The sequence below is a fragment of the Candidatus Galacturonatibacter soehngenii genome (genome assembly GCF_008830185.1).
GTDB classification, from domain to species: domain Bacteria; phylum Bacillota; class Clostridia; order Lachnospirales; family Lachnospiraceae; genus Lachnotalea; species Lachnotalea soehngenii.
The window spans coordinates 1,457,832-1,482,049 of sequence record NZ_WAGX01000005.1 but is presented as its reverse complement, the minus strand read 5'-3'; the positions used below and the strand labels follow the sequence as shown (position 1 = coordinate 1,482,049).

General features: G+C 33.3%; 18 protein-coding genes. 17 read left to right on the top strand and 1 reads right to left on the bottom strand.

Going from position 1 to position 24,218, the window contains the following annotated elements:
- The first annotated feature begins 91 nt into the window (after positions 1–91).
- From F7O84_RS14205 to F7O84_RS14175, 7 genes are all read left to right on the top strand, one after another.
- On the top strand, positions 92–1,300 hold the full coding sequence (locus tag F7O84_RS14205) for a sensor histidine kinase (protein ID WP_192451764.1): 1,209 nt from the start codon (positions 92–94) through the stop codon (positions 1,298–1,300).
- The gene (locus tag F7O84_RS14200) at positions 1,287–1,925 is read left to right on the top strand and encodes a response regulator (RefSeq protein ID WP_151146505.1); all 639 of its coding nucleotides are present in this window, start codon (positions 1,287–1,289) and stop codon (positions 1,923–1,925) included. The genes F7O84_RS14205 and F7O84_RS14200 overlap by 14 nt, the downstream gene beginning before the upstream one ends.
- 98 nt (positions 1,926–2,023) lie before the next feature.
- The gene (locus tag F7O84_RS14195; RefSeq protein ID WP_151146503.1) at positions 2,024–2,818 is read left to right on the top strand and encodes an SDR family NAD(P)-dependent oxidoreductase; all 795 of its coding nucleotides are present in this window, start codon (positions 2,024–2,026) and stop codon (positions 2,816–2,818) included.
- Positions 2,819–2,858: 40 nt separating this feature from the next.
- Positions 2,859–3,668: an SDR family oxidoreductase gene (locus F7O84_RS14190; RefSeq protein WP_151146500.1), complete on the top strand. Its 810-nt coding sequence runs from the start codon at positions 2,859–2,861 to the stop codon at positions 3,666–3,668.
- Positions 3,669–3,797: 129 nt separating this feature from the next.
- A complete protein-coding gene (locus F7O84_RS14185; protein ID WP_151146498.1) occupies positions 3,798–4,199 on the top strand; it encodes a cytidine deaminase family protein in 402 nt (133 codons plus the stop codon).
- A 182-nt stretch (positions 4,200–4,381) separates the two neighbouring features.
- A complete protein-coding gene (locus tag F7O84_RS14180; protein ID WP_151146495.1) occupies positions 4,382–4,594 on the top strand; it encodes a CsbD family protein in 213 nt (70 codons plus the stop codon).
- Positions 4,595–4,615: 21 nt separating this feature from the next.
- The gene (locus F7O84_RS14175) at positions 4,616–4,873 is read left to right on the top strand and encodes a GlsB/YeaQ/YmgE family stress response membrane protein (RefSeq protein WP_151146492.1); all 258 of its coding nucleotides are present in this window, start codon (positions 4,616–4,618) and stop codon (positions 4,871–4,873) included.
- 87 nt (positions 4,874–4,960) lie between these two features.
- Here the strand turns inward: F7O84_RS14175 and F7O84_RS14170 are convergent, their stop codons facing one another.
- Positions 4,961–6,352 (bottom strand): ArnT family glycosyltransferase, encoded by a 1,392-nt coding sequence (locus tag F7O84_RS14170; RefSeq protein WP_151146490.1) that lies wholly within the window; start codon positions 6,350–6,352, stop codon positions 4,961–4,963.
- Between the two features lie 348 nt (positions 6,353–6,700).
- Here F7O84_RS14170 and F7O84_RS14165 point away from each other — a divergent pair, with 348 nt between their 5' ends.
- The 10 genes from F7O84_RS14165 (at position 6,701) to glgB (ending at position 24,208) form a co-directional block, all read left to right on the top strand.
- Positions 6,701–8,989: a hydratase gene (locus F7O84_RS14165; protein WP_151146487.1), complete on the top strand. Its 2,289-nt coding sequence runs from the start codon at positions 6,701–6,703 to the stop codon at positions 8,987–8,989.
- A gap of 967 nt (positions 8,990–9,956) precedes the next feature.
- The gene (locus F7O84_RS14160) at positions 9,957–12,479 is read left to right on the top strand and encodes a hypothetical protein (RefSeq protein WP_151146484.1); all 2,523 of its coding nucleotides are present in this window, start codon (positions 9,957–9,959) and stop codon (positions 12,477–12,479) included.
- Positions 12,480–12,720: 241 nt separating this feature from the next.
- A complete protein-coding gene (locus F7O84_RS14155; RefSeq protein ID WP_151146481.1) occupies positions 12,721–13,761 on the top strand; it encodes a sugar ABC transporter substrate-binding protein in 1,041 nt (346 codons plus the stop codon).
- Positions 13,739–15,265: a sensor histidine kinase gene (locus tag F7O84_RS14150; RefSeq protein WP_243140894.1), complete on the top strand. Its 1,527-nt coding sequence runs from the start codon at positions 13,739–13,741 to the stop codon at positions 15,263–15,265. The genes F7O84_RS14155 and F7O84_RS14150 overlap by 23 nt, the downstream gene beginning before the upstream one ends.
- Complete coding sequence (locus F7O84_RS14145; protein ID WP_151146478.1) at positions 15,240–16,844, top strand: helix-turn-helix domain-containing protein; 1,605 nt, start codon at positions 15,240–15,242, stop codon at positions 16,842–16,844. The genes F7O84_RS14150 and F7O84_RS14145 overlap by 26 nt, the downstream gene beginning before the upstream one ends.
- On the top strand, positions 16,841–17,872 hold the full coding sequence (locus F7O84_RS14140) for a substrate-binding domain-containing protein (protein ID WP_151146476.1): 1,032 nt from the start codon (positions 16,841–16,843) through the stop codon (positions 17,870–17,872). Before F7O84_RS14145 ends, F7O84_RS14140 begins: the two co-directional genes overlap by 4 nt.
- Before the next feature lie 223 nt (positions 17,873–18,095).
- On the top strand, positions 18,096–19,253 hold the full coding sequence (gene chvE / locus F7O84_RS14135) for a multiple monosaccharide ABC transporter substrate-binding protein (protein WP_151146473.1): 1,158 nt from the start codon (positions 18,096–18,098) through the stop codon (positions 19,251–19,253).
- A gap of 63 nt (positions 19,254–19,316) precedes the next feature.
- On the top strand, positions 19,317–20,855 hold the full coding sequence (gene mmsA, locus F7O84_RS14130) for a multiple monosaccharide ABC transporter ATP-binding protein (RefSeq protein WP_151146471.1): 1,539 nt from the start codon (positions 19,317–19,319) through the stop codon (positions 20,853–20,855).
- A gap of 4 nt (positions 20,856–20,859) precedes the next feature.
- Positions 20,860–22,014, top strand: a complete 1,155-nt coding sequence (gene mmsB, locus F7O84_RS14125; protein WP_151146467.1) for a multiple monosaccharide ABC transporter permease — start codon at positions 20,860–20,862, stop codon at positions 22,012–22,014.
- Positions 22,015–22,288: 274 nt separating this feature from the next.
- Positions 22,289–24,208 (top strand): 1,4-alpha-glucan branching protein GlgB, encoded by a 1,920-nt coding sequence (gene glgB, locus F7O84_RS14120; RefSeq protein ID WP_151146464.1) that lies wholly within the window; start codon positions 22,289–22,291, stop codon positions 24,206–24,208.
- Positions 24,209–24,218 lie beyond the last annotated feature (10 nt).

Sequence of the window (24,218 nt, the reverse complement as noted above, 5' to 3'; positions counted from 1 at the left end):
TAAAAATCAAATATAAAAACAAATATATAAATGCATGTTTTTTTCTGTGTGCTAAAATAGCTAAAATATGTTATACTATGGAGAAAGTGCTATGGAAACTAAGAATAAAACAAAGAAAAATATATTTGCAATAGAATTCCCAATTATAGGTGGAGTTTTAATGGCCTATACAGCTACTGTATTTTTTCAAAATGCTCATAATTGGAATGCAAAGTCTATATTTGGATTTTCTGTTGTAATTTTACTTCATATTATAATGTATCTTTCTAGAGAACAAATTTTTAAAAGTAACTTATTCTTATACTTTTTGGTTCAAGGAGTAATTATTTTTACTCTGTCTCTCTTTATCAAAGAGAATTATCAAGCAGCATATCTTGGTCTAATCCCCCTTATATTAGCTCAGAGCATACATCTTTTAAAAGATGGAAAGAAGATATTATATTCGATCTGTTATTACTATACCATTTATATAAGTACCATTTATTTTTATCAAGGTCTTAAAGATTTGTTGTATTCTATTTCATTACTTATACTTATTACTTCAGCAATTTCTAGTTATGGTTACTTTTATACAAGGCAGATAAGAGCTTATGAAAGATCCCAAAGGCTATTGTTTGAACTAGAAGCTACCTACGATAAACTTGAAGAAGTAACAAGAGAAAAGGAAAGACAAAAGCTGGCAAGAGACATACATGATACACTTTCGCAAGGTTTAGCAGGTGTTCTTATGAAGCTTGAGGTATTACAATTAAATATAGAAGAAGAAAATACAGAGAAAAGCAAAGAGATAGCGCAAAATGCAATTAGCCAAGTAAGAGATAATTTAAAGGAAGCAAGAGAACTTATTCGAGATTTGAGGCTACATAATGAAGAGTGGAGGAATCTTGGAAATTTAATTAAAGAAGAAGTTGAACGTTTCAAAGAAGATTCTAATGCGGATGTTTTTATAAACTGGGATGGTAATGTTGAAGTATCCCATATAATTTACAAAAATGTTACTTTTATTGTTCGAGAAATATTAACAAATGTCAAAAAGCATGCAAAAGCATCAAAAGTTATAATAAATATCTCACTAGAATCAGATAAGATAGCCATACGAATTGAAGATAATGGCATAGGGTTTGATTATTTTCATTTTAATCGTTTATATGGACATTATGGAATCATTGGATTAAAAGAAAGGGCAAAAACGATACAGGGAGAGCTATTGATTGATAGCCATAAGAGAAAAGGAACCTGTGTTACCTTGGTTGTACCTGTTCCAAATAGAATCAAAGGAGAGAGCGATGAAGAAAATTAAAGTTTTAATTGTAGATGATCATCCTATTGTAAGAGAGGGGCTTAAGTTAATTCTTAAGACGGAAGACAAGATAGAAATTGCAGATGAAGCAATTAATGGAGAAGAGGCCCTTAATTTAATTAGACATAAGACATATGATTTGATTTTACTAGATATTAGTATGCCCGTTATGGATGGACTGAAATTCTTAAAAGAGAAAAAAAAAATAAATAATACAACAAGTGTTGTTATTCTTACTACCATTGATGACCAAGATGTAATTAGGAGTGCAATGTCGTTTGGAATAAAAGGTTTTTTGCTAAAGGATGCGAAAAGAGAAGAGATGGTTCAGATGGTTTTGCAGGTTTCAAAAGGAGAAATTAGCAAATCTTTGAATATATTACCTGAAGATAATAAGAAAAAAAAGCAAATTGAAGCTATCAAAGATTGGAATTTGACAAAAAAAGAATTAACTGTACTTAAAAAAGTGGTAAAAGGAGCAACAAGTAAAGAAATTGCCATTGACATGGGGATTACGGAAAGAACAGTAAAAGCTCATCTAACGAGTGTCTATCGAAAACTAGAAGTAAATTCAAGAACAGAGGCAGTAACCTTATCTATTATAAGAAAAATCGTAGTCATTTAGATTAAGCTGCTGTTCCCAAAGGTACAATAGATATATGTATGAGTTTATACCTATAATAAAATGAAAAAAGTAATTTACATAGGTTAAAGGAGAAGGGTATGCAATTAGAAAACAAAGTAATGGTTGTAACAGGTGGAGGAAATGGTGTCGGAAGAGAATTGGTTTTGACTTTACTGAACAAGGGAGCTAAAGTAGCAGCAGTTGACTTAAATAAAAATGGACTGGATGAAACATATGCACTCTCAGGTAAAAATAAAAAATTATCGTTACATACTGTAAACATTTCAGAACAGGAAGCTGTTAACAATTTAGTAGAGGAAGTAACTTCCTATCATGGCCAGGTTGATGGAATTATTAACTGTGCAGGAATCATTCAGCCTTTTATTGATGTAGATGAAATCGATATGGATCAAATTAATAAAGTAATGAACGTAAACTTTTTTGGAACACTGTATATGACAAAAGCATTCTTACCAGTTCTAAAGAAAAGGCCAGAGGCCCATATTACCAATGTATCTAGTATGGGAGGTTTTTTCCCTGTTCCAGGACAAAGTATTTATGGGGCTTCAAAGGCAGCTGTGAAGCTAATGACAGAAGCCTTATATGCAGAATTAAATGAAACAAATGTTGGTGTTTCCGTTATAATTCCAGGAGGGATTGCTACCAACATTATGAAAAACTCTGAAATTGGAGGAAAAACAGCAGATATGAATGCCAAAGGGGTAAGTCTTTTATTAACTCCAAATAGAGCAGCTAAACTAATTATCAGCTGTATAGAAAAGAATAAATTCCGTATGTTTATTGGAAAAGATGCAAATTTAATGAATATATTGTATAAGTTTCATCCAAAGCTAGCGATTAAACTAATGAAGAAAATGTTAGAGTTACAATAAAAAAATAGAACAGTTTATAATTAAGAAAAGAGGGTATATAATGAAAAATATATGTGTAATAACAGGTGGCGGAAGTGGTATGGGACTTGCAACTGCCAAAGTAATGGGGCAAGATCATTATATAATTATTTCTGGAAGAACAGTTGAGAAATTAAAAAAAGCAATCGACGAGTTAACAGAATTAGGTATTGATGCAGAGGCATTTGCATGTGATGTGTCGGACAAAAAATCAGTAGAAAAATTAGCAAAACATGCCTCGAAGTTAGGATGTATTAAATCCGTAATTCATGCTGCTGGCATGTCACCCAACATGGCGGATGCTGAAGCAATAATGAAGGTAAATGCACTTGGTACGATTCATGTAAATGATGTATTCTTTCAGTATATGGAAAATGGTTCTTGCTTAATCGATGTGTCATCTATGTCTGGGTATATGATACCAGAAATTATAATGCCAAATAAACATTACAAATTATCTAGAATCAGTCATAGACAGTTTATGAAGAAAATGATGCAACGAGTGAATTTACTACCTAAAAAGCATCGGACAGGTGTTTCATATGGAATCTCCAAAAATTTTGTAATCTGGTATGCAAAGACAGATGCTAAAAAGTTTGCACAAAAGGGAATACGTATTGTTTCAGTTTCGCCGGGATTATTTGAAACTCCAATGGGAGAAATGGAAAAAGAGATAAGCAAGGATTTCATAGAAAAATGCGCAATAAAGCGTTATGGAAAAGTGGAGGAAATTGCGTACTTATTCCGTTATATTGCAGATAAAAAGCTTAGCTACTTGACTGGAGTGGATATCCTCTGTGATGGAGGATGTGTTGCTTCACAGTTATCATAAAGAATAAAAATTTGGCCTTTGAGTTTTAGAATATAAATTGCATTTAATTATGCACAGAGAACTAAATATTGTTAGTAAGCAATGCTGAGTGTATAATAAAATTTATAAATATAAAATAAGGGTGATAAAATGAAATTACTAAATGAAAAAGATAATGAATTAGTAAAAATGGCTCAAGAGGTAATCGTCTTAAATTATGACAGTGAAAATTTTAATCATACGGTTGGAGCAGCGGTGAGAGGTAAAAGCGGTAAAATATATAAAGGTATCAATGTCTATTCCATACATGGTGCTTGTGCAGAGCAGGTTGCGCTTGGTAATGCAATTGCACATGGTGAAAGGGAGTTTGTATCAATTGTAGCAGTTCGTGGCAAAGAAGGGGAAGAAGTAATACCTCCATGCGGAAATTGTCGTCAAATATTAAGTGATTATACACCAAATTGTGAAGTTATCATTTCTACAGGAAATAATACCTTAGGAAAAGTGTTGGCAAAAGAATTGTTGCCGTATGCGTATGAAGTTGAAAGTTAAGACCAATGAAAGAAAGTAAGCTACAAAACAGACGAGTGAATCCAAATAATTCATTTGTCTGTTTTTTGTATAAAGATAACCTACAATAATTTAAAAAAGAAAATAGAATAAAAAACGCTTTAGCTTGTAATAATAATGACAGCTAAAATATTTTACATAAATTCTATATAAGGAGACCAAATATGAAATCAATTAACAATAAGCTAGATAAACTTGCAGGGACAATAAAAGAAAATACAGGTAAAGCTTTGGAATCAGAATGGATGGAAATGGAGGGAAAACTTCAAAGAAAGAAAGGAGAAATTGCTGATACAGCGTTAGAGTTTGGAGAGAATATAAAAGAAAAGGCCTCATCAAAGGTGAATGACATCCTTGATAAAATAGATAAAAAATAAAACAAGAGAAAGGAAAAGACAATGGGAATAATAAGCTGGATTATTATAGGTGGTATAGCAGGATGGCTAGCAAGTATGATTACAGGAAATAACGCAAAAATGGGGGTGGGAAGTAATATACTGGTAGGTATAGTTGGAGGCGTAATAGGTGGGTTTATCATGAATATAATAGGCAGTACAGGAATGACAGGTTTTAATCTGTGGAGTTTAGTGGTATCTTTTATTGGTTCTGTTATATTGCTTTTTATTATAAATGCACTATTTAAAAATAAAGTTTAAATGAAAAAGTTCAATCTCCTTAAATTATTTATCTGAAAAAAAAAGTATGAAAAGAGATTGAACCTTTTTTATTTTTTAGGGTTATTATTATAGAGAAGTAATAAACTTGGTAAAGGTATCCCAATACGTTCTAAATACAATATCCTTCATAAAGAAGAAAACAACAATAACGCACCATGCCCTAACAACCCTTGTCGCATCCTGATATAGGAATTCATCTCTTAAAATTAAATCAAAGAGCTTCTTAAGTCCAATTGTTATAAATATCATAAAAGGTATGACCATAGGCAGGATATAACGTCCCTGAGGCTGATAATCAGTTACGTAGGAGCTGTAGGTACATAAAAAGATAGGGACAATAATACATATAATCATGGAAATGTAAAATGCAAAGGTATCTTTTTTGTTAAAATGAAGTAAGGTTAAAGGTTTTCGTTTTTTTAGCAGTAATCCAATAGAAGCTAATCCTATCAAAATGCCATACCCACGATACATCCATTTGTGAAGTACAATACTCATATTACCAAATTGGCCAATAAAGCTAAGTGAAAGGTCGATAATATAATGTGTTTCTTTTAACATACGAAAAACAGAGAGTCCTGCAATATAGTAAGTTTTTGCTTGGGAAGGCTTAAGGTATTCTGTGGTAGCGTATTTTTCTGCATATTCATTTCGTATACGTAACCCAAGAAAATCGCCATCATAAAGAATATAACTTCGTATAAACCACCAGCCTGTACCAAGAAATACAAGAAAGGAAATAAACAATCCTTTCTTTAGGAGTGAGCTCCACTGTATTACTAATTTATCTGACTTAGAATACGAAATATGATGCACAACAAACACAATGACACTGCATAGGATAAAAGCATAAGCATTATAATAGGACATTGCATTAAAGATAATTCCAATTGCCAGTAAAATGCATGCTTTATGATTCCAATTTGTATCATATCCATATAACCAGGCATAAACAATGATTGCAGATGACATAAGAGCCATGGAATCTGTGTTTACATACACAAACATAAACATATTTTGTGGAAGTAACATTACTAAAAACGTAAAAATCCATTGCCATGAAGAGTCAATAAAAAGCCTTTTTGCGATTTTACGAACAAATACGGCCATCACAATACCACATATGACACTAACAAATCGTGCTGCAATAATATAAAAATAAGCATTGCTTGTAAATAGAGCGGTCAACTTCATTAATACAGCACCAATCATATAAGGAAGGATTGGCTGAAATGCATAAGAAAAGCCCCATGCTTCCATTCTAATTTCCATATCACCGCCATGAGGAAGTTTCCAATGGTTAAAAATATATTGACAGATACTATAACGACCTAGTTCATCGGGTGCATCATCAAATCGAAGCATCAGACACCAGATAAAAAACACACCAAACAAAGCAATATAAAAGAGTAATTCTAAATAAAATGTTTTGTTTAAATTTTTTAATTTTGTAATCAAATTGCTACATCCTTTCGATGATATCCTTTGCTACAATGCATGCTCCTATAAAGTTAAGTGCATTGTAGATGCTACTGTGCAAAATGTTGCACAGGTATTTAGATAATAACATATAAATTTAGAAGAAAGATTAAAGAAAATTTACAAATTTGTTACATTATTTATTTTAGTTATTTATAATTAACAGAAAAATGTAATTTTTTGAAAAAATTAGTCATTATGAATTTTTATTAATAATAAAAAGTGGGTTTTTAAATTTTCTTCCAACTCCCATATATCACTTTACATTGCTAGCATATACTATTATAATACCCTTAGTGCGATTTTTTAGAAATAGGAGGATTTATAATGGTACAATTATACAAAAGTGGTGCATATTTATTAAATGGCACTGAGATTATTGAAGACAATGAGCAAGTAAATGCTGTATTAAGTAGTAAATTAGGTACAGCAGTGCCAACCAAGGAAGAAGCGGCTAAGGGCACAATTGCATATCGTATATTAGAGCAACATAACACATCTGGTAACATGGAAAAGTTAAAACTAAAGTTTGATAAGTTAACATCTCATGATATTACTTTTGTAGGAATTATTCAAACAGCCAGAGCATCAGGGCTTGAGAAATTTCCAGTTCCTTATATTCTTACCAATTGTCATAACAGTTTATGTGCAGTAGGAGGAACTATCAATGAAGATGACCATATGTTTGGATTGACCGCTGCAAAAAAATATGGCGGGGTATATGTTCCGCCTCATCAGGCAGTCATTCATCAATTTGCAAGAGAAATGCTTGCTGGTGGTGGAAAAATGATATTAGGTTCTGATAGTCATACCAGATATGGAGCCCTTGGAACTATGGCAATGGGAGAAGGTGGCCCAGAGCTTGTAAAACAGCTATTATCAAAAACTTACGATATCAACATGCCGAAAGTTGTAGGTGTTTATTTGACTGGAAAGCCTCAAAAGGGTGTTGGCCCACAAGATGTTGCCCTTGCAATTATCGGCGAGGTGTTTGCAAATGGATACGTTAATAATAAAATTATGGAATTCGTAGGCGATGGAATTGCAAACCTAAGTGCTGATTTTAGAATTGGTATTGATGTTATGACAACAGAAACAACCTGTTTATCTTCTATTTGGAAAACAGATGATGAAATAAAAGAATTTTATGAAATTCATGGAAGAAAAGAAGAGTATTGCGAGCTAAATACGGACAAGGTAGCATATTATGATGGCATGATCTATGTTGATTTAAGCAAAGTTAAGCCAATGATTGCAATGCCATTTCACCCAAGTAATACATATACAATTGAAGAGTTGAATGCGAATCTAATGGATATTTTAGCAGATTGTGAAAAGAAAGCAAAAGTAAGTCTTGGTGGTTCTGTTGACTTTACGCTAAGAGATAAAGTACGTAATGGCAAGCTATACGTGGAACAAGGAATTATCGCTGGCTGTGCAGGTGGAGGTTTTGAAAATATCTGTGATGCAGCAGACATTTTAAGAGGTGCAAGTATTGGTGCAGATGAATTTACACTTAGTGTTTATCCAGCCAGCACACCAATTTATATGGAACTTGTGAAAAATGGAAGTATTGCTAAATTAATGGGAGCTGGAGCAGTTGTTAAAACCGCATTTTGTGGACCTTGCTTTGGGGCTGGCGATACACCATCAAACAATGCTTTTAGTATTAGACATTCAACCAGAAATTTCCCTAATCGAGAAGGCTCTAAGCTACAAAGCGGACAAATTGCGTCTGTTGCACTTATGGATGCACGTTCAATTGCAGCAACAGCAGCAAACAAAGGCTATTTAACAGCAGCCACAGATATTGATGTTGATTATACAACTCCTAAATATTTCTTTGATAAGACAATCTATGAGAATCGCGTATTTGATAGTAAGGGAGTAGCTGACCCAAGTGTATCTATTAAATTTGGTCCAAATATTAAAGACTGGCCAGAGATGATAGCACTTACAGATCATATGTTAATGAAAGTAGTTTCAGAAATCCATGATCCAGTAACAACGACAGACGAATTAATTCCTTCAGGAGAGACTTCCTCATATCGTTCCAATCCAATTGGTCTTGCTGAATTTACACTATCCAGAAAAGATCCTGAATATGTTGGAAAGGCAAAAGAGGTGCAAAGAGCAGAAAATGCAAGAAGACAGGGAAAAGCACCTGAAGAAGAATTAAGTGAAATAGCACCTGTATTTGACTTGATTAAGTCACATTTTGAAACAGTAGATTATAAGAATACTGGTATTGGAAGTACTATTTTTGCTGTAAAACCTGGAGATGGTTCTGCACGTGAACAAGCGGCATCCTGCCAAAGAGTACTTGGTGGATGTGCAAATATTGCGAATGAATATGCTACAAAAAGATATCGTTCTAATTTGATTAATTGGGGAATGCTTCCATTTATTATTGCTAATGAAGAATTACCATTTACAAATGGAAACTATATTTTTGTACCAAATGTTAAAAAAGCAATTGAAGACAAAAAAACAGAAATAAAAGCCTTTGTAGTAGGAGATACATTAAAAGAATTTACTCTTAAAATGGGTGAATTAACAGAGGATGAAAGAACAATTATCTTAAAAGGATGTTTAATTAATTACTATAAAGGATAAATGTAATTAACAAAATGCAGATTAAAGAAGAGAAACAAGTACTAGCTATCCGGATAAACTCATCTTTCAATCTGCATTTTTTATAATATAATGTATAAAAGACTCCCTTTAAATAATCAGAAAATTATATAGAATATAATAAAAAAACAAAATAGTATAGATAAATAGAACAATAAATAATTAACAATATTATACAGAGCAAAATATATTGACAAATGTTTTTGACTGTGTTAAGATAAATACAACAAAAGATAAAGCACTCAGATAATACTAATAATTAGGTGAAAGATAATTAAAAGTATTAAAAGAAAGAGGTTGATACCGTTGGAAATGTTAGTTGATTTATCGGTTCAATATGAGTGGCAGGACTAATAATAATCTGTGTAGTTAATATAGAATATCCGGCTGAAAATAATAACAAATCGGAGCGAATTCCGGAAATATTTACTCGTGATAATAGTCCTCATATTGAAGGAAGCCACAAAAAGGTCTGATAGTTTTATAGAATGTGTAAAGAAACAGGCTATAAAAGTGTTAGTAGTAAATAGACTGATAGAAAATATTTATATAATATTAATTGAAAGTGTATTTACAAATACATTGCGAATAATGGATATATTATTCAAAATATTGGATCAGCAACTGTTAACAATGAATAGAATTGGGAATATTTGCATAGTATAACTAATTATACACAGATGTAAAATCACAATTTTTGCCTCCGATTAAAAAGGATTTGAAAACAATTAAATACGAAAAAACATGAAAAGAGAGTTTATGTGATATACATAGATTCTCTTTTTCGTTGAAACGCATAAAGTTTAATTTTTTGTTGTGACATACTTCGTACTTTAGATGTATAATTTAGCTTTTTTTTGACAAGATAATACCCATATGATACACTTAATACTAGTGGGTTAAGAGACAAAAAATGCATTGTGGTGGCAATGACAGAGGTGAATGAGCAATGGACAAGTATGAATACAGAATAAAGGCAGATCAGATTAAAAAGCTTGTAAATGAAGGAGATTATATATCTGCTATGAAGCTTGCTGATACAATAGACTGGAGAAGAGTTAAAAACGTTTCTATGCTATGCACGGTAAGTGATATCTATGAAAAAAATGCGAAGTATGAAGAGAGCCATGAATTATTATTGATGGCTTATGATCGTTCGCCAATTGGCAGGATGATGGTATATAAATTAGCTGAACTTGCAATTAAAATGGAAGATTACGAAGAAGCCATTGATTATTATAGAGAATTTGTACATTTATCACCTGGAGATATAGCAGCAGATATACTAAAATATAAAATTTATAAAGCCAAAGGTGCTAGTCCAGAAGAGTTAATCCCTATCATGGAAGCGTTCAAAGAAAAAGAATATCATGAGGAGTGGGCATATGAACTGGCTCATCTGTATCATGAAGCTGGAATGGGTTCAAAATGTGTAGAAGAATGCGATGAAATCATTTTATGGTTTAGTGAAGGAAAATTTGTCGAAAAGGCTATGGAGCTAAAGATGCTTTATCGACCTTTGACACCTGAACAACAAGAAAAATATGATCATCGGTTTGATATAAAAGAAGAGGTAACCTCCTATTATGACGAGGAGGACGAAGAATCAATGGAAGTACAAGATATGATTGATTCTTCAAAAATTCAGGTTATTACAGAAGATATGTTCTCTGATGAAGTAGATCCCAATGATATTACAATTAAGCCAGTTAATTTAGGTAAATACGATACCATTAATTTGCAGGCAGAACTTGCAAAAAGCATGGAACAGATTATGAGTGCTACCGAAAAAGAAGCGGTAGACTCCACTATGGAAAATATTAGAAAACTAGTGGAAGATAGTCAGATTCTTGATATTAATTTTGATGAAGAACTTGAAAAAAACGAAATTTTTCAAGAAAATTTGCAGGTAGAAATACCTGTTGCAGTGAATGAGAATGAAGAAAAAAAGTCATCTTTTGATAAAGTACTAGCAGAAGAAAGAGATGGACAAATCAGTTTATATATGCCGGAAGCGAATATATTAGAAAAACAAATCACAGGGCAAATTAAGATTGAAGATGTATTAAAAGAATGGGATAGAATGAAATCGGCGGCTGAACTTGCTATCAAAGAGGCAGAGCTAAAACGACTTAATGAAGCAAAAAGTAAAGCGCTTCAAAAGGCTGAAAATATCATGTCAAAGTTATCTCTTATTATTTCAGAAGAAGAGATGAAGGCAAATGGACAAGAAATTGCTGCCGCAATTGAAGCTAGCTTTTTGGAAGAAGATGAAGCTTTAGCACAAGTAGCAGCTTCCCTTGAAAAGGGGAGAGAAAGTGATCTTAGCTTAAAGGAATTGCAAGAAGAAGAGATTCGCTATCATACGGATATGATTGATATTTCAAAAGAGCTAGAAGCGCTAGAAGATTTAAATTCTGAAGAAGAGTTACCTCTTGAAGCAGATGTCAAAGAAGCAGAAATTAAAGAAGTAAAAGAATTAGATGAAGCTACTCCTGATAACATAACCGAAGATAGTAACATAAGCTTAGAAGACACAAAAGAGAATACAAAAGAAGAGCAACCAGAAGCTGTAATAGAAGAGGAAGCAGATGATACCTCCAATCTATCTGCAAATATTGAAGCTATTCTTGCAGATGAACTTGACACGACCTCGAATGAATATCAAGAAGAAGAGAAAAAGCAAGTAATTGCTGAAAGTAGCGGATTAACAAAGGAACAAAAGGAAGCATTTGCAGCATTTTTATCTGTTCGAGGTGTAGAGAAGTCTTTAAATGCTATTTTTGATTCAATAAATGAATCAAGTAGTGCAGGAATTCCTTTTGATGTTGGTTATATTGCGGTACTTGGCAATGAAAAAACGGGAAAAACAACACTTGCCATGGAAATTGCAAAAGAAATCCAAATAGCACAACATAAAAAAAGTGCTAAAGTTGCAAAAATATCTGCAAATACCCTAAATATAAAGGACATTAAACAGCTGACGAATAAGATGGAAGGCGGAGTCTTGATTATTGAAAAGGCTGGAAACCTGACGGAAAAAACAATTAAAGGTATGATGAGTGCAATTCGAGAGGCAAATGAAGAAATACTGCTAATCTTAGAAGATACCAAATCGGGTATTAAGGCACTTTTGAGCAAAGATACAGACTTTGCAAATCGAGTTACCAATCAAGTTGAATTACCAGAATACAACAATGACGAATTAGTCGAGTTTGGAAAAGATTATGCCAAAACATTAATGTATACCATTGATGATATGGCTATCTTAGCGTTGTATACTTGTCTTGGCAACATTCAAAAGGATGAGGAAGCGTTAACGATAGATCAAGTAAAGGAGATTGTTGACAAAGCGATTGTACAGTCAAATAAAAAGAAGCTTAAAAAGCTTAAAGACATCATTATGAAAAGAAGATATGATGAAGAAAAACGAGTTATTTTATTGGAAGAAGATTTTGAAAATATAATGTAAAGTAAAAGCTATTGTCTTTGAAGAGGCAATAGCTTTTTTTAAACGTTACAAAAAAATATTGAAGTTAGAAGATACTAAAAATACATAAAAACAACCAAATATATTGAGTTTATATCTTGATTTATATACTAAAAATAAAAACTATAGATATAGGAGTGTAAATATTGTATAATATAGACGAGAAATTATAGATTATAATAGAAACAATGCATAGTTGGAATGAATCGGTGTGAGGGAATATATGAAAAGCAAAAATTTATTATCTAACAAAACCATGGTGTGGGTTTTGGTCATTTTTTTGATGATTATTATCGTGTTAACAGGAACCAGTATTGTCTATTTAAAAAATTCCCTTAATGTAAAACAATACGATACGGTTGAATACAAACCTTACAATAAACATTATGCATTTATAGTTGATGATAAGACAGATACGTTCTGGGATGCTGTGTATAAAAGTGCGAAAGCAGAGGGTGAGAAATATAATATTTTTTTGGAGCAATCAGGAAAGAATCTTGCAGTTAATTATACGAAAGCCCAATTATTAGAGATTGCAATTCAATCTAAAGTTGATGGAGTCATTATTGAGGGCGATGACAGTAAGTCATTGTCGGATTTGATTAATACCGCTGTCCAAAAACAAATTCCCGTAATCACAATCTTATCGGATTGCACCACCAGTGAGAGACAAAGCTTTGTTGGGGTCAATAGCTATAATATGGGACAGGTATATGGGGAGCAGGTACTAAAAATAGCAAAAGAAAAAGAGATGGATATTTTAGTACTTATGAATTCAAATACCAATAATACGATACATAATATAATCTATGCTGGAATTCGTGATACTTTAATGAAAGATAGTACGAAAGAAGATCAATATCATTTAACGGCACTGGCAATAAACAACAAAAGTACCTTTGGAACAGAAGAAACAGTCAGAGATATCTTTATGAATGAAAATTCTATTCCTGATATTATGATTTGTTTGGATGAGGTAAGTACAACAAGTGCTTATCAAGCAGCAGTTGATTATAACAAGGTTGGAGAGGTAGATATTATTGGCTGCTATACATCCGATACTATTTTAACTGCAATCGACAGAGAAGTGATTAACTCAACCATATCAATTGATTACAACGAGCTTGGAAAATATTGTATCGATACTTTAAATGAATATAATAATACAGGGCATGTCAGTGAATATGTGTCGGCAAACATTAATCTTATTACCAGTGAGAATGTTGGGGAGTATCTAATTTATGATGAGGAAACAACCAAATAAGAAAATAGATATTAGATTTTCCATACAAACCAAATTGATTGCAGTATTTTTGTTTACGTCCTGTATTTTGCTTGCAGTAAACATGATAATGAATCAAAACATGAATAAAATGATTTCAGAAATAGATAAGGTCTATATTAGTAATGTAAATTTAAATGAACTACAATCTGTGTTAAAACAGGTGCAAGAATCCATGAGTGAGTATTTGAATACAAAAAGCTCAGATGCTATGGAATCATACTATAAAAATGAAGATAAATACATACGTTTAATTGGTGGACTCAATGAGCAAATAGTAAACGATGATAGTAAAATTATTGAGAAAAATATTAAGAATATGTCACTTAATTATCTTGAGGTTACAGATAAAACAATTGAGTATAAAAGAGGAAGAAATGTAGAAAAGTATAGAGTATCCTATGAGCAGGCAGCTATTATCTATGACTATATTAATACATATATCTATAGTCTTAACAACGAACAATTTAAAGAAAATACAAAAAATTATCAATTGTTGCTATCCTCTCTTAAATATTCGGAAGTCATAAATACTGGAATTTTAATCGTAATCGCCATTGCAAATATTATTTTAATTTTACTATTTACCAGAGAAATGATAAACCCAATTATTAAGTTGGCAGAAGCAGCAGATCAGGTTGCAAAGGGACAATTTGATATTGAATTAGTAAAAGTGGAATCAAAAGATGAAATTGGAGTTGTAACCAAAGCATTTAATCAAATGGTATTAAGCATTCAAGTTTATATCGAGCAAATAAAAAAGAATATAGAGCTGCAAAGCTCTATGAAAGAAAAAGCATTGATTATGGAAAATCATCTAAAGGATGCAAGACTTCGCTATCTGCAAGCGCAAATTAATCCGCATTTTTTATTCAATACGTTAAATGCAGGTGCACAACTTGCGATGCTTGAGGGAGCAGATCGAACCTATTTATACATTCAACACATGGCTGAATTTTTTCGTTATAACGTGCAAAATAATAAAGAATGTGTGACCTTAAGAGAAGAAATAGAATTAGTTGATAGCTATATATACATATTAAATGTAAGGTTTTCAGGAGAAATTAAATTTGTAAAAAAGATAGATGAAACCTATTTGGATTTAAAGATTCCGAGTATGATTCTACAGCCCATTATTGAAAATAGCATTAATTATGGTATTCGAAATATTGAATGGGAGGGTGTTATTGAGTTATTGGTATTTCGAGAAGATAATCACGTATGTATTAGTATAAGAGATAACGGGATAGGTATGAGTAAAGAACTTATTGAAAAAATAATGAATCATAGGCTAAAGGACAAAGACATTTCAAAGGATTCAAATGGTGTTGGACTGGATAACGTAATAAATCGACTTCGTTTGTTTTTTTCTTGTCAAGATGTAATAGAGATAACGAGTGTTGGAAAAGACATGGGTACCGAAGTTGCTATTTATGTTCCGATAGAGGGGGAAAAATCAAATGTACAAAATTATGTTAGCAGATGATGAAGGAATTGTAATTGATGCTTTGAAATTTATTATTGAGAAGAACTTTGAAGGTAAATGTATTGTCGAGTTTGCGAAAACTGGAAGAAATGTAATTGAGTTATCGGAGACTTTTTTGCCTGACATTGCTTTTATAGATATTCAAATGCCTGGTATTAACGGTATTGATGCAATGAAAGAGATTCGTAAGAACAATTCTTCTATTATTTTTATTGTAATTAGTGCTTATGATAAATTTGATTATGCGAAAGAATCTATCAATCTTGGGGTTATGGAATATATTAATAAGCCTATTATGCAGGATAAAATCGTTACTATTTTAAAGCATGCTATGGAGATTGTTGATAAAGAAAGAAATCGACGAAGAAATGATTTGTTGATTAGAGAAAAGCTAGAAAATGTAGTTCCAGTCATTGAAAGTGGATTTATTTATTCAATCCTATTTCAAGAGCATTTTGAAGAGGACATTGAGAATTATAAACAATTGTTAGGGGTTTTAGTGGATTATGGTTATATGATTTCCTTTGTCTGTGGAGAAAACCAAGAAAATAATCGAATGACCAATGCAATTGGAAGCGGAATTCGAATACAATCAAGTTACCGAGATATTAGAGAGTATATAAAAGAATTTTTTCCTGGTATCATTGGTCCTGTTATGGCAAATAAAATTGCTGTTTTGATGCCTTGTAATGAAAAAAATATGGATTATGAGGTAAGGATAGAACTAATTGAGAGAGCACGGCAATTGTCTAGAAAGCTTAAAAACAGGCTTGATTTACAGTTTCGAATTGGTATAGGTAAAGTTAGAAATATCAATGAGGCCTCAAAATCATATAGTGAGGCATTAAATGCATTGATTAGTACTACGGGAAGGGTTGCGCATGTGGAGGATTTACCAATTGGATGTGGATATGAAAAGGATTATCCAGTTGAATTAGAACAAAGGCTCTTTGAAGCGGTAACCCGTGGAGATATTACAAATTGTAATGAAGCAGCCAACCAGTTTTTTGAGTGGATGGTAGAACAATATGGCGAATTTGAAGATGATATCAAGTTAAAATCGTTGGAATTTGTATTACGAGCAGAGCAAATAGCCTATGAAAGTGGGGGTATGATATACGAATTCAGATCAAGAAGCGATTATCTTTCGGTATTGTATCAAATGAAGGAAAAAGAGGATTTTCGTGGCTGGTTTATGGAAAAAATCTTTGCAGCTTGCAGGAATGTGAAAGTAAAAAAAGAAGAATCCTCAAGTAGCGTAATTGATAAAGCAAAAGAATACATAGAAAAGTATTATCATAAAGACATATCCTTAGACGAAGTATCAAAAGAAGTAAATATCAGTCCCTATTATTTTAGTAAATTATTCAAAGAAGAAACGGGAGAAAATTTTATAGAATATCTAACAAACATAAGATTAAAATGTGCAAAAGAGCTCTTGCAGAATACAGACATGAGTATGAAGGAAATATGCGGTAAAATCGGATATTTAGACCCTAATTATTTTAGCAGGATATTTAAAAAAAATATCGGAATTTCACCAACTGAATACAAGGAGGGGAAGGGGCTAAAAGTATGAAAAAGGCTGTGGCTTACGTCGCATTTGTATGTGTGATTCTAATGCTTTCGGGATGTAGTAAAAATGCAAATATACAAAGTTATAATGTAAAGGATGATAAAATAGAAATTGGTATGTGCTTTGATTCCTTTGTAATAGAAAGATGGCAGCGAGATCGAGATGTATTTGTAACAACGGCAAAAGAATTAGGAGCAGAAGTAAATGTTCAAAATGCAAATGGAAGCCTTGAAACGCAGGTTTCTCAAATAAAATATTTTATTGACAAACAAGTGGATGTAATTGTTATTATTGCAATTGATTCAAAAGAAATAACGGATGTTGTAAAGGAAGCAAAAAAGGCGGGTATTAAAGTAGTTGCCTATGACAGATTAATATCAGAAGCAAATGTTGATCTTTATATATCGTTTGATAATGAAAAAGTAGGCGAGCTTATGGCAGAGGCACTCGTTAGTAAACTTGATAAAAACAAGGAGATTTTAATGCTTTGTGGTCCTACGACGGATACGAATGTTGCTTTTGTTGAAAAAGGCTTTTATAAAGTAATGGATAACAGGGGAATCAAAGTTGCCAATATTATGAACGCCGATGGTTGGAAGGCGGAGCTTGCATATTCTTATTTAAGTGACAACTATCAGATTGCAGTTAAGATAGGAGGCATCATGTGCGGAAATGATAGTTTGGCAGGTCAGGCTGTTAGGTATCTTTCAGAAAGAAGGCTTGCTGGAACTGTTCCAGTGGTGGGGCAGGACGCAGATTTGGATGCTTGTCAAAGAATTGTAGAAGGAGTTCAGCTTATGACGGTATATAAACCAGTTGAAAACTTGGCTAAGGCCACTGCAAAATATGCAGTGATGCTTGCAAAGGGAGAAGAAATAGAAGTAACGGACACCATTCATGATAACAAATATGAGGTTTCTTATATTAAATTAGAACCAATTGCAGTAACAGCGAAAAATATGGACGAAGTAATCATTGATTCGGGCTTTCATCTAAGAGAAGATGTTTACTTAAATGTCCCAGAAGAATAAGAAAATCAGGAGTAATTTAAGATGGAATAGCACAAATTAAAAATGTGCTATTCCTTTTTTTAATTTGGCTTTCATTTTGTTATGTCCAGATAAAAATATATAGAAGGTGACAAATAAGTGCTAGAGGGAAAATGGTATAGTTTAAGTGTAGCAAATAACATAACTGGAATGAAGGGTATTCCAAGTTAAAAACAATTATTTATTACAGGGAGGTTTACGCTATATGAAAAAAAGATTACTCAGCTTAATGCTTGCGAGCGCCATGACAACATTGATGCTCGCTGGATGTGGAAGTGGAACAACTCAGACATCTTCTACAGAGGAAAAAGCCACTACCGAAACCACAGATACAACGAAGGATGAAGCACAAACCACAGATACAGCAAAAGACACTTCATCAGAAGGGGGATTAGTAGGAGTAGCCATGCCTACGAAAGATTTACAAAGATGGAATCAAGATGGCGAAAACATGAAAAAGCTATTGGAAGATGCAGGATATCAGGTTGATTTACAATATGCAAGTAATGATGTTGCAACACAGGTATCTCAGATTGAAAATATGATTTCAAATGGCTGTGATTTATTAGTTGTTGCAAGTATTGATGGAAATTCACTTGGCACACCACTTCAGGCAGCTAAGGATGCAGGAATTAAAGTCATTGCATATGATCGTTTGATTATGAACTCAGATGCAGTAAGCTATTATGCAACCTTTGATAATTATATGGTTGGAACGAAACAAGGTGAATACATAGTAGGGGCACTTAATCTTGAAACAGCAGAAGGACCTTTTAATCTAGAAATATTTACAGGTGATCCAGGAGATAACAATGCAAACTTTTTCTATGGCGGCGCAATGGATGTTTTAAATCCTTATATTGAGTCAGGTAAGTTAGTTGTAAAATCTGGTTCAAAAGACTTTGCAGACGTAGCTACTGCAAACTGGTCAACCGAAACTGCACAATCAAGAATGGAAGCAATTCTTAGTTCTTATTACGCAGACGGAACTGATTTGGATGTCGTTCTTTGCTCCAATGACTCTACTGCACTTGGTGTTGAAAATGCATTAGAAGCTAACTACACAGGTAAATGGCCTGTTATCACTGGTCAAGATTGTGATATCGCCAATATAAAGAATATGAAAGCAGGAAAACAATCAATGTCAATCTTTAAAGATACGCGTGATTTGGCAGCACAGGTAGTTAAAATGGTTGATGCAATCATGAAGGGTGGAGAAGCTCCAGTTAACGATACAAAATCTTATGATAATGGTACAGGAATCATTCCAAGTTATCTTTGCGAACCTGTTTTTGCTTTTATTGATAATTATAAAGAATTGTTGATTGACTCTGGTTACTACAAAGAGTCTGACCTAGAGTAAGGCTAAACATATATGGGTTGCTATTGAGGTAGCAACCCTTAAGAAGTATTGGAGGGATCTATTTTGGCTAAGATATTGTTGGAAATGAAGAATATAACCAAGACTTTCCCAGGTGTAAAAGCACTTGACAATGTAAATCTTAAGGTTGAAGAAGGAGAAATACACGCTTTAGTGGGCGAAAACGGTGCTGGAAAATCTACTTTGATGAACGTCTTAAGCGGTATCTATCCATTTGGCTCTTATGAGGGTGATATTACTTATAATGGCGAAATTTGTAAATTTACAAAGATTAAAGATAGTGAAGAAAAAGGAATTGTTATCATTCATCAGGAGCTTGCATTGGTTCCTCATATGACAATTGGTGAAAATATTTTTTTAGGAAATGAGAGAGGGAAAAAAACCTCCATTGACTGGAACGAAACATATGGTAAATCAGATGAACTGTTAAGACAGGTAGGGCTGTCAGAGTCCTCTAGAACACTTATAAAAGATATTGGTGTTGGAAAACAGCAGCTAGTAGAAATTGCAAAAGCACTTGCTAAAAATGCAAAATTATTAATATTGGATGAGCCAACCGCGTCTCTAAATGAGACCGATTCAAAAGCACTGTTAGATTTGTTATTGGAATTTAAGAAAAATGGAATGACATCCATTATTATTTCTCATAAATTAAATGAAATCTCATACGTGGCAGATAAAATTACAATCATTCGAGATGGTTCTACTATAGAAACTTTAGACAAAGCAAAAGATAACATTACAGAGGATAGAATCATCAAAGGTATGGTAGGAAGAGATTTAACAGATCGTTTCCCAAAGCGTCAGGAACACAAGATTGGGTCAGTTAACATGGAGGTAACTGACTGGACAGTATATCATCCGCAATATACAGAAAGAAAAGTGGTTGATAAGGTATCCTTTCATGTTAAAAAAGGTGAAGTGGTTGGTATATCAGGGCTTATGGGAGCTGGAAGAACTGAACTTGCAATGAGTATTTTTGGAAAAAGCTATGGTACAAATATTTCTGGAACCTTAAAAATAAATGGGGAATTGGTTACATTACATAGTGTAAAAGACGCCATAGATAAAAAATTAGCTTATGTAACAGAAGATAGAAAAGGAAATGGGCTTATACTTTCAAACCCAATAAAAATCAATACGACACTTGCAAACCTAAAGGAAGTTAGTAATCACACAATTATTGATACAGATAAAGAATATAATGTAGCAGTAGAATATAAAGAAAAATTAAATACAAAATGCCCAACGGTAGAGCAAAATGTGGGAAACTTAAGTGGTGGGAATCAGCAAAAGGTATTGTTGGCAAAATGGATGTTTGCTGACCCAGACATTTTAATTCTTGATGAACCCACAAGAGGAATTGATGTTGGTGCGAAATATGAGATTTATTGTATCATTAACAACCTTGTTGCAGCAGGAAAATCAGTTATCATGATATCTTCAGAGCTTCCAGAGGTTCTTGGAATGTGTGACAGAATATATGTTATGAATGAAGGTAGAATTGTAGGTGAATTGGATGCAGCGGAGGCTAGCCAGGAACGAATTATGGCACGAATTGTGAAATCAAGTAAGGGAGAGTAAGACGATGGATAAAATAAAAGGAATATTAAAAAAATATACCATGGTTTTGGTATTAATCTTAGTATTTATCTTATTTTCAATAGGAACAGGAGGAAAAATGCTCCTTCCAGCAAATGTGAACAACCTAATAGCACAGAATGCTTATGTGTTTGTATTGGCTACAGGTATGCTTCTTTGTATTTTAACAGGTGGTAATATTGATCTTTCGGTTGGGTCAGTGGTTTGCTTTGTTGGTGCCATTGGTGGAACATTAATGGTAAATCAAAAAGTTCCAGTGTTACTTGCAATTGTGGTTATGCTTGTAGTAGGTCTTGTTATTGGGGCGTGGCAAGGATATTGGATTGCATTCAAACGAATTCCCCCATTTATTGTAACACTTGCAGGTATGTTTGTGTTTCGAGGATTGTCCAATGTCATACTAAACGGTCTGACGATAGCACCTATGCCAAATTCTTATTTAAATCTATTTAATACATATGTCCCAGATATCTTTGGTGGAAATGGATTTAACATTACCTGTATGCTGGTTGGTATCTTAACTTGTATCATTTATGCTGTGTTGCAAATTAAAAGTAGAAATGATAGAGCCAAAAAAGGATATCAAATGGAACCAGTTGGTAATATGATAGGAAAAACAGTTGTTATATGTATTGCAATTCTTGCTTTTAGCTTTAAGCTATCCCAGCACAAAGGAATTCCTACGGTTCTAATTTGGGTAGTGGTTACGATTTTGATTTATTCTTATATTACTTCAAAAACAACAACAGGAAGATACTTTTATGCAGTTGGTGGAAATGAAAAAGCTACTAAGCTATCAGGTATCAATACAAACATGGTGTATTTTAAAGCGTATTTGAACATGGCATTTTTAGCTTCTGTTGCAGGAATGATTACCATTGCTCGATTAAATTCTGCAAACCCAACAGCGGGAACAAACTATGAAATGGATGCGATTGGTTCTTGTTTTATTGGCGGTGCATCTGCATACGGAGGAATCGGAACAGTACCAGGTGTTATCATTGGTGCAACTTTAATGGGTGTTATTAACCTTGGAATGAACATCATGGGAGTTGATGCCAACTATCAAAAAGTGGTAAAAGGACTTGTGTTACTTGCAGCGGTTATCTTTGATGTGTCTACTAAGAAAAAAGAAGCATAAAAGTGTTGTTTTTATGGTAAAAATAAATGGAATATAGCTTTTATTTAGTCCGTATCATTTGAAATAAGATGATACGGACTTTTTGTAAAATCATAGAATTCAATACAATTAATTATGTACATACATTGACATCTTTTATAGCGATTGGTACAATCAAGACAATACAAATGAAATAAAAAAGAAAGTGCTAAAGTATAAAACATTTAAATAAGATTCTAGAGGGTAATTCATAAGTTTTAGTATCAATAAAATAGCCAAAAAGGGGCGATACAGTATGATAATAGACGAATTAGGGAATCAAATACAGCTTGGCGAGCTAGATCAGTATTATTTTGGCGAGGGTACACACTATGAGATATATAAAAAGCTTGGTGCGCACGTAGCTACATTAGATGATAAAAAGGGAGTATATTTTGCTGTATGGGCGCCTCATGCCAAAGAAGTCAGTGTGGTAGGAGAGTTTAATAACTGGAACGCAAGAATACATCAAATGAACCGCTTGGAACCGCTTGGATTCTATGAAGCTTTTGTTGAAGGTGCGTGCGAAGGACAGATGTATAAATTCCTTATCACAACAAAAGAAGATGAGTTGTTATATAAGGCGGATCCCTTTGCAAATTACGCGCAGCTTCGTCCAAGTAATGCATCTGTGATTACAAGTCTGAATCATTTTACTTGGGGAGATAAAGAATGGCTTAAAAAGAGAGAAACAAAGGACATGAAAAAAGAAGCATTGTCTATATATGAAGTGCACTTAGGTTCTTTTAAAAGGCATGAATATAATGAAGACGATGAAGATGGATTTTATAATTACAAAGAAATGGCCCATGAACTGGCAGATTACGTAAAAGAAATGGGTTATACTCATGTTGAACTAATGGGAATTGCAGAGCATCCTTTTGATGGTTCATGGGGATATCAAGTTACGGGGTATTATGCACCTACTGCAAGGTATGGAACGCCAGCGGATTTTATGTATATGATTAATTATCTTCATAAGAATAAGATTGGGGTAATTCTTGATTGGGTACCAGCTCATTTTCCAAAGGATGAGCATGGACTTGCTAATTTTGACGGAGAACCCCTTTATGAATATGCCGACCCTAAAAAGGGAGAACATCCTGACTGGGGTACGAAGGTATTTGATTATGGTAAAAATGAAGTTAGAAATTTTTTGATTGCAAATGCTTTGTATTGGATTGAGCAGTTTCATATTGATGGGTTGCGAGTAGATGCAGTGGCGTCTATGCTTTATCTTGACTATGGGAAAAAGGATGGAGAATGGATTGCGAACCAATATGGCGGTAACAAGAATTTGGAGGCAATCGAGTTTTTTAAACATCTCAATTCAGTGGTGCTTGGTAGAAATCATGGAACGATGATGATTGCAGAAGAATCAACTGCTTGGCCAAAGGTAACAGGAAAGATACAAGAGGATGGATTAGGGTTTACCTTTAAGTGGAATATGGGGTGGATGAATGACTTTTTGGAATACATCAAACTAGACCCATTATTTAAAAAAGGTGCACACCATTTGATGACATTTGCCATGACCTATGCATACAGTGAAAATTATATACTTGTGTTGTCACACGATGAGGTCGTTCACTTAAAACGCTCTGTATTAAGCAAGATGCCAGGCGATTACCATGAAAAATTTGCAAATGTTAGAACTGCTTACACATTTATGATGGGACATCCAGGTAAAAAACTTTTGTTTATGGGACAGGAATTTGGTCAAATTAGTGAGTGGAGCGAAAAAAAAGCTTTGGATTGGCATTTGCTAAAAGAAGATTCGCATTTTCAACTGCAACTGTATTGCAAGGAACTCCAAAAGCTATATAAAAAATACCCTGCCATGTATGAAAGAGATTGTGAAGCGGGAGGCTTTGAATGGATAAATGCCAATGACTGCGACCGAAGTATATTTAGTTTCATTCGTTGGTCGAATACGGGCAAAAATAATCTTTTGTTCGTGTGCAATTTTACACCTGTGGAGTGGAAAGACTACAGAGTTGGGATTCCTTTTAAAAAGAATTTGAGGTTAATTCTTAACAGCAATGAAGTACAGTTTGGTGGTACGCAAGAAAAAGTAACAAAAAGCTTTAAAGCAGAGAATATTTCATGTGATGGAAGAGAGTATTCGGTGGGATTTGCGATGAAACCGTATAGTGCTTTTGTGTTTTTGTTTTAAACGTTTAAAA